Source organism: Pseudomonas sp. P5_A12 (assembly GCF_056400685.1).
The window spans coordinates 1-588 of record NZ_JBFUKU010000634.1 but is presented as its reverse complement, the minus strand read 5'-3'; the positions used below and the strand labels follow the sequence as shown (position 1 = coordinate 588).

At 53.5% G+C, this 588-nt stretch carries 2 protein-coding genes; both read left to right on the top strand.

Going from position 1 to position 588, the window contains the following annotated elements; all coding sequences use genetic code 11:
• Window positions 1-209: hypothetical protein (locus tag AC1DSG_RS31620; protein WP_477794362.1), on the top strand; the 209-nt coding region annotated here is incomplete at its 5' end.
• A gap of 63 nt (window positions 210-272) precedes the next feature.
• Complete coding sequence (locus AC1DSG_RS31615; protein WP_477794361.1) at window positions 273-515, top strand: AbrB/MazE/SpoVT family DNA-binding domain-containing protein; 243 nt, start codon at window positions 273-275, stop codon at window positions 513-515.
• The last annotated feature ends 73 nt before the right edge of the window (window positions 516-588 follow it).

Here is a 588-nt window from a genome sequence, read left to right as displayed (position 1 = left end):
ATCCAGACGCGGTAACGACTTATGCAGCCCAGCCTGTCCCTGACCGAAAACCGTACACCAGCAAACCCACGGTTCAGGACAAGGCATTTCACAAAGAGCTCGAGCAGATGCGTGCAGATGCTGAAGCTGGAGTGATACATACGCCTAAGCGTGAGCCAGAGGACGGAGGCGTTCCTAGCCTTAAGCTTGATGATTATCCGGATCTGTAAAACGTGCCACGGAGAATCTAYAGGCGGGAACTACTTGCCGGCTCATAGCAACGGAGACCACACGTGAAAAAACCACCTATGAAAATCATGATCGAAGAATGGGATGGTGACGGTGCGATTCGAATTCCCGATGAGGCGCTGCAGGAGCTCGAGCTTGATGTCGGCGACTCGCTGTATTTGATAGAGGAGTTTGTCGGCAATACGCGCTGCCTTGTCCTATCCAAAACGCCTCAGATTGCGGATCGAATAGACGAGCTCACTGAAACATGGGCTAGCGGACAGCCTGGTAATGCCCAGGAGAAATGAGACAGCCGCAAAGTGCTTCCTTGACGCACTCACGGAAGACCGCCTGCAGTCAGTGATGGAGCGAGAGCTGCCT